10 protein-coding genes and 1 pseudogene are annotated in these 8,610 nt (G+C 65.1%); 6 read left to right on the top strand and 5 right to left on the bottom strand.

The features are described 5' to 3' along the window. The 4 genes from AC1D01_RS12490 to AC1D01_RS12475 all read left to right on the top strand — a co-directional run. Window positions 1–270 (top strand): hypothetical protein (locus AC1D01_RS12490; RefSeq protein ID WP_477866601.1); only part of this gene is annotated, 270 nt, incomplete at its 5' end. 53 nt (window positions 271–323) lie between these two features. Then, complete coding sequence (locus tag AC1D01_RS12485) at window positions 324–593, top strand: PEP-CTERM sorting domain-containing protein (protein ID WP_477866599.1); 270 nt, start codon at window positions 324–326, stop codon at window positions 591–593. A 51-nt stretch (window positions 594–644) separates the two neighbouring features. Continuing rightward, window positions 645–1,295 (top strand): hypothetical protein, encoded by a 651-nt coding sequence (locus AC1D01_RS12480; protein WP_477866597.1) that lies wholly within the window; start codon window positions 645–647, stop codon window positions 1,293–1,295. 134 nt (window positions 1,296–1,429) lie between these two features. Beyond that, a complete protein-coding gene (locus AC1D01_RS12475; protein ID WP_477866595.1) occupies window positions 1,430–2,008 on the top strand; it encodes a hypothetical protein in 579 nt (192 codons plus the stop codon). Window positions 2,009–2,091: 83 nt separating this feature from the next. On the opposite strand, the gene AC1D01_RS12470 is transcribed toward AC1D01_RS12475, so the two are convergent. The 5 genes from AC1D01_RS12470 to AC1D01_RS12450 all read right to left on the bottom strand — a co-directional run bounded on the left by AC1D01_RS12470 (window position 2,092) and on the right by AC1D01_RS12450 (window position 5,478). Beyond that, window positions 2,092–2,445 (bottom strand): hypothetical protein, encoded by a 354-nt coding sequence (locus tag AC1D01_RS12470; protein WP_477866593.1) that lies wholly within the window; start codon window positions 2,443–2,445, stop codon window positions 2,092–2,094. 715 nt (window positions 2,446–3,160) lie between these two features. After that, on the bottom strand, window positions 3,161–3,391 hold the full coding sequence (locus tag AC1D01_RS12465) for a hypothetical protein (protein ID WP_477866591.1): 231 nt from the start codon (window positions 3,389–3,391) through the stop codon (window positions 3,161–3,163). Between the two features lie 184 nt (window positions 3,392–3,575). Next, window positions 3,576–4,052, bottom strand: coding sequence for a hypothetical protein (locus AC1D01_RS12460; RefSeq protein WP_477866589.1), 477 nt, complete (start codon window positions 4,050–4,052; stop codon window positions 3,576–3,578). 97 nt (window positions 4,053–4,149) lie between these two features. Then, window positions 4,150–4,947 carry an alpha/beta fold hydrolase gene (locus AC1D01_RS12455; RefSeq protein WP_477866587.1) on the bottom strand — a complete coding sequence of 266 codons (798 nt, stop codon included), beginning with the start codon at window positions 4,945–4,947 and terminating at the stop codon, window positions 4,150–4,152. 162 nt (window positions 4,948–5,109) lie between these two features. Then, window positions 5,110–5,478, bottom strand: coding sequence for a rard protein (locus AC1D01_RS12450; RefSeq protein WP_477866585.1), 369 nt, complete (start codon window positions 5,476–5,478; stop codon window positions 5,110–5,112). Window positions 5,479–5,831: 353 nt separating this feature from the next. Between AC1D01_RS12450 and AC1D01_RS12445 the strand changes: the two are divergent. Continuing rightward, window positions 5,832–7,553, top strand: a pseudogene (locus AC1D01_RS12445) (tannase/feruloyl esterase family alpha/beta hydrolase); the annotation flags it as partial. Then, window positions 7,530–8,610 (top strand): carboxylesterase family protein (locus AC1D01_RS12440; RefSeq protein WP_477866603.1); only part of this gene is annotated, 1,081 nt, incomplete at its 3' end. The pseudogene AC1D01_RS12445 and the gene AC1D01_RS12440, both read left to right, overlap by 24 nt.

Genomic DNA, 8,610 nt, shown 5'->3' with positions numbered 1-8,610 from the left:
CAACGGGCCTTCGTGACGCAGGCGGGCGGCGCCGCGGTCGTGGAGCTCGGCACGCTGGGCGGCGCCAACGCCAACGGCCATGGCATCAACCAGACCGGCAAGGTGGCGGGTGTCTCCACGGTGCCCGGCGGCCGCGAGGATTCGTTCGAAGGCCGTCGGCATCAACGACAACGGCCAGACCGTGGGCACGACCGAGGCCGACTACTACACCGACGCATCGGCCTTCATCGCCGGGCCCGACGGCATCGGCCGCAGGCTGAACATCCATGACATGGGCGAGTTCGAGATGGGCGGCGCCTGGCAGCTATTTCTGGACCGTCAACATGATGGACCACGCCTTCATCACCGGCGCCAACGGCTACGGATTGGTGGACGTGAACACGCTGTCGTTCAACAACCTGGCGGCCGGGGTGCGCGATTGGCTGTTCGTCAACGTGACCGGCATCAACGACCTCGGGCAGTTCGTGGCCAATGGCGACAACGGGCGCGCCTATTTGATCTCGCCCGTGCCGGAGCCGGCCACCGTGCTGCTGATGTTGTGCGGGTTGGGCTTCGTGGTTTGGCGTCGGACACAGCCCCGGACGAACCCATGAGGTTGGGGTGGGGCCGCAGGTCGCTTTCAGGCGAAGTATTCAGGAGCTCGGATGTCCGGTTCAACAGCAACGGTCTTGCTGCGATCAGGTTTGACCGAGGTGCAGCATGGGCAACTCGAAGACTTCGTGCGCCAGGCATCCGGCAGTGAAAACTTGAGATCGTTCTGGCTGCTAGGCCGGCCGTTCACGATCAGCATGAGTCTGCCGGACGAGGAAGAGCCGCCGCCTGCAGGACCCGATTGGGCGACCCCTCGGGAGATCCACGTCATCTGCCACGCCCGTGGTCAGTCGGGTGATGTCGTCCGCTGTCCGCGCGCACGCGAACTGGAGCTATCGACCCGTTGCGGACTTTCGATGCTGACGGGTTCAGAGCCCGACAGCGGTCATTGGATATGCTGTCGCAACCTGCATCACATCCGTCAGAAGGACTACATGGCGTTGACACTTGAAGCCGCTCGACTACTCCGGGATGGGTGCATTGATGCGGCTGCCGCCCTCAACGAGGCGCTAAGCGATGCCTTGAAGGCGTTGCCTGCCGACGACCGTTCTGCGTGGGCGCAAGCTACGGGGCGCGCAATGGCGGAAGTCTTTGAACATGTATTGAACCCTGTGATCGCGGAATTTCCGGAACTCGAAGTTGACGAAGCCGCCTGGGTAGGGATTGCTCGCGATCAGGCGGCGAAACGGGCGGCGCCGAAGTAAGCCACCAGCGCGATAGCTGTCACCGCGTTACAGCCGCTTCTGGCCGTGCGACGACGCTTCACAAAGGGGATACTCAGTGCATCGGTCTCACCGGCGGCACTTCAACCTCGCGCTCGACCCTGGGTCTCCTACTGATGCACGTTGAACCACAAGCACCACGCTTTCATGTTGAGGTCACAGCTGACGGCCTGCGTGCCGTGATACCAGCAAGGCGAAACTGGTTTGTTGTCCTGTTCCTGACCGCCTGGCTCGGTGGCTGGGTCTTTGGCGAGATATCTGCGGCAAGTGAATTGCTGCGGAATTCAGACAAGACACAGCCGGGCTTTCTGGCCTTCTGGCTGATTGGCTGGACACTGGGCGGGGCGTTCGCCGCTACCGCGGTTGTTTGGCAGTTGGCTGGTCGCGAGGTACTTAGCATCAACTCGGATACGTTGCTGCATAGAGCCGAGGCGTTCGGTCTAGGTTCGAGTCGGTCATACAGAACTTCCGAAGTCCGGAATTTCCGCTCAACAGACTACGCATCGAACACGTTCGCGAACCAACGCACATGGCTCCCGCCGGTCACCGGGTCGGGCTTCGGCCCGGTCGCATTTGACTACGGCGCACGCACGATCAGAATGGCGCCCTCGCTTGAGGAGGCTGAAGCGGCGATGCTAGTGCGTGAACTTTCATCCCGCTTGCCGCGCAGACTGGACGAGCAGCGGCAACTGTAGGGGAGGAACGACTTCTGCAGGCAGTCTGCAAGCCGTCGGCCGCGACCGGCTGCTGTTGGCCGATCTGAGGCAATCGAGACGCCCTAGTCGTCGTAGGTTGCTACGATGCCAGTCCATCCCAGCCGATCGAGAGTGACTGCTGCAAGCGTCGACACCTCGCTCCAAGTTTGCGACAGGAGCAGTAGGCTCAGATCACCGGGCAGAGCATCGACTCTTTCATCGAAGGCACGATGAAAGTGGCCCAGAACGGCCAGTTCGCCACTCGAAAATGCGGCCTCAAACTGGGAAGAACCGGGGTGGTAGAAGTCGTCAAACCACTGATTCACAAGCTCATTCGCAACATTGACCCGCGGCACGCGTCGCTGGTACTCCGACTGTTCCGCAGGCGATGAGATCAGCTGCAGGATGCTGATGATGTTGGCTCGATGGGTATTCATGTCGGCAGCTGGAGCAGTGGCGCACGCGAAGCAGTCTAGGCCCGAAACCCGTCGGTCGCGAACGGCAGGTACTGGCCGGATCGAGCCTTCCGTCAATGAGCGCCCTGCGAGAGTGCAACTCGCGCCCTCGCAAGCGCCTGGGCGGCGTCGAGGCTGCCATCGCGGCCAGCTCGTTCGACGACTTCCAGTAGTGCACGCCCCGCTTCCGACCCTGGCTCCACTCGCACTGGGACCGGGAAGATTGGATGCCAACGCTGCAGATAGACAGGGAAGTCTGCAGCATTCCGCTCGAGGCTGCCTTGCACGTCAACTGCAATCCTCTTGCCCGTTGCATCGGTGAGCTCAACCCATACTGACCCGCCGTCTGCGAGGAATACTGACTCGGTGACTCGGATGGGGCTGCTCATATCGGGAACGCGTCCGGCTAGGAGGTAGGTGGCCCCGAACAATGCGCTGGCGACGACAGTCGCGCACGCAAGCCTCGCCGTTCGCTTGGTCGATTTTTTCATCATCTGGTTCGATGCAGACTCACCTGAAAGCAATCTATCCCCTGTGTCCGCAACTGGCCGGCTTGAGCCGTTCGCTCGCCGGAGTTCGCAGGCTCTGGCCGACCCAAAGCGGAAATACGTTCAGCGATGATCCATCGCGACAGAGCAGCCGGCTGCAGCGACGCAGAGATGCATACTCTCGTCGCATGAGAGTCGGGCCTCCTTCCTTACAGTCCAACAAAAGACGCACTACCCTCGGGTCTGCGCACTTCGAACACGGATTGCGTATAGCGCTCGTCGCGCCATGCATCATCTTCGTTGTTGGGAGGGCTCTCATCTTCTTGGACGTATTTGAACCCCGGTCGCAGGGCGTTCTTCTGACGGGCTTGGCGGTGGCCATCTCTGCCTTCGTAGAGCTTGTAGTTGCGCCGGTCGCCCTTTACCGGTTGTTCGCGCACCGACAGCTCCGCACCAGACGCAATCTGGTTGCGGCAGGACTGGGCTCCTCCATTGCAATCACAGTCACGCTCTTCTTCATTTCCCTTGTTTCAAGGATGAAGTGAACTGTGTGAAGTTGATGGTCGGGGGCAGTTGCCCGTGCAACAGCACCGCGCGAAAGGTCCTCGGAGTCCGGCGCGTCAACTAAGCCCGGACGATCGGGAACGGCGGCTCGATCGGTCCGCTCTGGCCCACCTCGTTGAGCAAGGCCATGAGGACCTTCCAGCTTGCATCGGTCAACATCCCGGAGAAAGTCAATGGCCGCATCGCGCCGCCCGTTGGCTGAAGAAGGATGCATGCCCACCCGATGGCGGGGTTGTTGGGCGTGCTGTTGAAGGTGCCGGACTCCTTGCTGTCGCTGCTCACCAGCGCATAGGTGCCCTGGACGCCTTCCTTGCCGGGATCGAAGGTCAAGGTCATCTGGCGCAGCACACCGTCTTCGTACCACTGGTAGGTGCCGCCGAGGCCGATCAAGGTCTCGATGTCATTCAGCCCGTGCCAGCCGGCGGGACTGTCCTTGTACGTCGCCCCCTGACGCTCGTGTTCGCGTTTCAGGAGCGCACCGCGTTCTGCRTGGAGACCAGCCGCTTCGAGCGCGGCGATGGCGGGATCGTGGGTCATGGCATCCTCCTTGTCGCCGGTTCATTCCGGGCATGCCTGGATACGATGACAGAAGCTGAAGAGATCGCCATCCTCAGATCTGAGGACGGCTGCCGGGTCACGCTCCGATCTTCTCCAGAAATTGGCGCAGCAACTCCTCCACCCGCCCGGGTCGCGCCAGGTGGATCCAGTGCCCGACACCATCGACGTGGACTTGCGGGTAGCCTGCGATGCGTGCGATGGCGTGCGGCGTGTCGTTGCGACTCTGCTGCACGACCAGAGCCTCGCCTTCGAAGCGGCGGTCGGCGGCCGCGGGATCGAACGCTGCCAGGGCTTCGGTCATGCCGATGATGGTGCGGGCATCGGTGCTGCGCACGTCGCTCAGCACCTGCTCGACAACCCCTGGCGCATCGCCCGCGATCGAACGGTAGAAGGCTTCGGCGCTCTTGTGCGGCTCACTGCGCGTTTGTTCAATCGTCTGGCGCAATTGCTCTTGCGGTATGGCCTTGCCCGATTGCGCTGGGTCGACCAGGAACAGCCCGGCGATCCGCTGCGGTGACATCTGGGCGTACAGGAAGGCGGCGGCAGCGCCACCGCTGTGGCCGACGCAAACGAAACGATCGAGTCCCGCAGCGGCACTGACGGCGTCCATGTCGGCTCGCTCCAGCGCATAGCCGTAGCCGTCCTTGGGCATCGCGGAGGCCCCATGACCGCGGCGATCGAAAGCGATCACCCTCCGGTCCGCGGCCAGCGCGCCCATGATGCCTTGCCACTGCCGGTGATTGCCGAGATCGGCGTGCAGGAAGAGCAGGGGCAGGCCAGGACCCGTGCCCATGCATTCTGCGAAGATGCCCGCGTCCCGCATCTTGATTTGCGTGCCGCGGCGGGCGTTGCGGCCTGCTGTGTCGGTTCCCATCGAGGCCCCTGGCGTTCTGCTGCGACGGGCCGTCGCCGGACTCATCGTGAACGGCGACGGCGGCGTGACGCATCGGCCGTCGCCGCAACGCGACGTAGGAAACTGCCGATAAACCGCAGGTGAGCCGACCCGCTCGTTTGAAAGAGCCACTCGACGAAAGGGTCAGGCGCTGCTGCCGAGCCTTGCAAGAACTGCGGCCCCAATGAAGAGGAAGCAGATGCCCAGGTAATAGCCATAGGCTTTCGCACTGAGCTTGAAGGCTGAACCAACAGGACGGGTTCTGAAGAAGTAGACAGGCACGAAGATCGGGGAGAAGAGCGCTGCCCACAGTGCCGATCTGCCTGGCGGGATTGCGCCTCTTTCCACGGACTCCTGACGACACCAGACATAGATTGAGACGGCTGTGGCGATGCCCAGGCCATAGGTGAAGAATAGATTTGCGATCCGGGGGTGAGCTACGAACGGCAACGCGAGGCCCGCTGCGACGTGAGTGCCGCCCAGGACGAGCAAAGTGCAGCGCGATGGGGTCATGGTGTTTTCTTTGCGATGCCAAACGTTTGAAATGCTCGTGCCCGATCGGCGTCCAACAGAAATTCGAGATCTCTCGGCATCGCCAGATCTTAGCTGCCTGGCAACTGGCTTCAGGCATTGCAAACGCTCTGCGTGCCGCTGAGGCAAGCCCTGCCACCAGCTTTCCATCGACGAACTCGACGCTGGCATCGTTTGCGAGCTCCTAGGGTTTTCGCGATGGCCCATGCGCACATCCGCGCAGCCCCGCCGATGTGCCCCCCCGCCATTGAGTCCCCGCCCCGTCGAACAAAGACTAGTCCGTTCCCGACCGCGCACCCGCCAGAGGTGCGACAACAAACGACAGGAGACAAGACATGCGACAACCCAGACCCGGCCTCGGCATCGCGCCGCTCTTCGCCCTCTCCCTGCTGCTCGCCGCCTGCGGCGGCGGCGATGACGGCGGCGGTGGCGGAGGCGGCACACCACCTCCGACGACCTCCACGCCACTCACCTGCGCCCAGCTCGAAGGCACCGCCATCCCCGCCGCATCGATCGGCCTGCCCACCTCCGGCGCCACCGTCGTCTCGGCCACCGTCGTCGCCCCCACCGGCACGGCCCCCAAGCTGATCCCCGAGCACTGCCTCGTCGTCGCCAGGATCTCCCCGGTCGACCCCGCCGCGCCCGACATCCGCTTCAACCTCGCGCTGCCCACCACCTGGAACCACAAGGTCGTGATGTTCGGCGGCGGCGGCTTCGATGGCAGCATCCCCGCCGTCACCGGCAACGTCCCCGTCGGCCCCACCGACCAGCCCAACCCGCTCGGCCGCGGCTACGCCACCTTCGCCAGCGATTCCGGCCACCAGGCCAACGCCTTCGGCTCGCAGGACGGCTCCTTCGCGCTCAACGACGAAGCGGCGGACAACTTCGGCGGCGACGCCATCAAGAAGACCCGCGACGCCGCCACCTACCTCGTCAAGGCCCGCTACGCCGTCGCCTCCGTCGACAAGGCCTACTTCGCCGGCGGCTCCACCGGTGGCCGCGAAGCCCTCGCCGCCATCACCCGATGGCCTGCCGACTGGGACGGCGCCATCTCCCTCTACCCCGCCTGGAACGACGCCGCCGCGCTGCTGCACGGCCAGCGCGTCAGCCGTGCGCTCTCCAAGCCCGGCGCCTACCCCAGCTCCGCGAAGCGCGCCCTGGTCTACGCCGCGGCGATGGAAGCCTGCGACGGCCTCGACGGCGTGGTCGACGGCCTCATCAGCAACCAGCAACGCTGCAACGCCGTCTTCGACCCGGCCACCGCCAGCGTCGCCGGCAACCCGCTGCGCTGCCCCGATGGCGCCGAGGCGGGCGACACCTGCCTCTCCGATGCACAGATCACCGCGCTGAAGGTGATGAACACCGACACCCAGTTCCACTTCGCGCTGGCCAGCGGCGAAACGCACTACCCGGGCGYCAACGTCTGGGGCGCCGACCTCGGCATCACCACCAACCCGTCGCCGCTGCAGCCGACCATCACTTTCCTGGCCCTCGGCACCGCCGCGCCGGCCACGCCGATGCCGCGCAACTCGCCCTACATCGGCACCCTGCTCGACCAGTGGATCAAGTACTCGGTGACCCGCGATGCCGGCTACGACTCGCTGTCCTTCGATCCGGAGAACCCCGGCCCGTGGGCCAACCGCGTCAGCCAGCTCAGCACGCTGCTCGACACCCGCGTCGATCTCGACGCCTTCGCGGCCAAGGGCGGCAAGCTGCTGCTCGCCCACGGCGTGGCCGACATCCTGGTGAGCACCCGCGCCACCGAGGCGTACTACCAGCGCCTGCAAGCCCGCATGGGGCCGAGCGAAGTMGACACCTTCGTCCGCTACTACGAGATCCCCGGCCTCGGCCATGCGGTCAGCACGGCCTTCAACGCCGCCTGGGATTCGCTCACCACGCTGGAGAACTGGGCCGAGCACGGCACCGCCCCCAGCGCGCAGGTGGTGACCGACACCGCCGGCGTGCCCGGCCGCACCCGGCCGCTGTGCGACCACCCCCAATGGCCGCGCTACAACGGCACCGGAGACGTCAACATGGCCGCCTCGTTCACCTGCGCGAACCGCGAGGCCGCCTCGCCGACGCAGCGCACCACCAGCCTCGGCGACGTGATCGGCACCGACCACTCGGCCACCAGCGGCACCTGGGCGTGGAAGGGCATCCCGTATGCCAAGGCTCCGGTCGGCGAGTTGCGCTGGAAGGCGCCGGCCGAGCTCGCCCCGTGGACTTCGCCCAAGGCTACGCAGCAGTTCGGCAATGCCTGCGCCTCGTTCGGCCGCCTGTACGGCCCCGGCTCCAACAACAGGTACGACGCCACCATCGGCACCACCGTCGGCCAGCCGGTCGGCTCGGAGGATTGCCTCTACCTCAACATCTGGCGCCCGACCAGCGCGGCCACCCACCTGCCGGTCATCGTGTTCGTGCACGGCGGCAGCAACGTCACCGGCTACACCGCCGATCCGGTCTACGACGGCGCGGCACTGGCCCGCACGGCCAATGCGGTGGTCGTCACGGTGAACTACCGCCTCGGGCTGCTCGGCTTCATCAACCTGGCGCAGCTGAAGACCGGCGATGCGCTCGACGATTCGGGCAACTTCGCGCTGCTCGACATCCTGCAGGCGCTCAAGTTCGTCAACCGCAATGTCGCCGCGTTCGGTGGCAACCCCGGCAACGTCACGCTGATGGGCCAGTCGGCCGGTGCAGTGAACGTCTACGCGCTGATGACCTCGCCGCTCGTCGTGCAGGCCAACCCGGCACTGGTGCACCGCGTGATCCCGATCAGCGGCGGCATCTCGCGCGCCAGCGAGTTGCCGGCCGGCAGCCTCGCGACATTGGCGTCGCCGTCGGATTTCCGCGGGCAGGCCGATTTCCTGGTCGCCCACCTGGTGCTCGCCGATGGGCTGGCCGCCGACCTGACAGCCGCTTATGGCTACGTCGCGTCGCGCACGCCGGAGCAGATCGCCACGTACATGCGCGGCAAGAGCGCCGAGGCCATCATCAACACGGTGACGAGCAAGCTCGCGCCGGTGGGCGCCTCGGGTTCCGGGCCGATCGCCGACGGCAACGTGCTGCCGGTGAGCCCGATCGCGGCCATCCAGGCCGGCAGCTACCTGAAGG

It is taken from the genome of Rhizobacter sp. P3_B12 (assembly GCF_056402895.1).
This window is presented reverse-complemented; position numbering and strand designations above follow the sequence as displayed.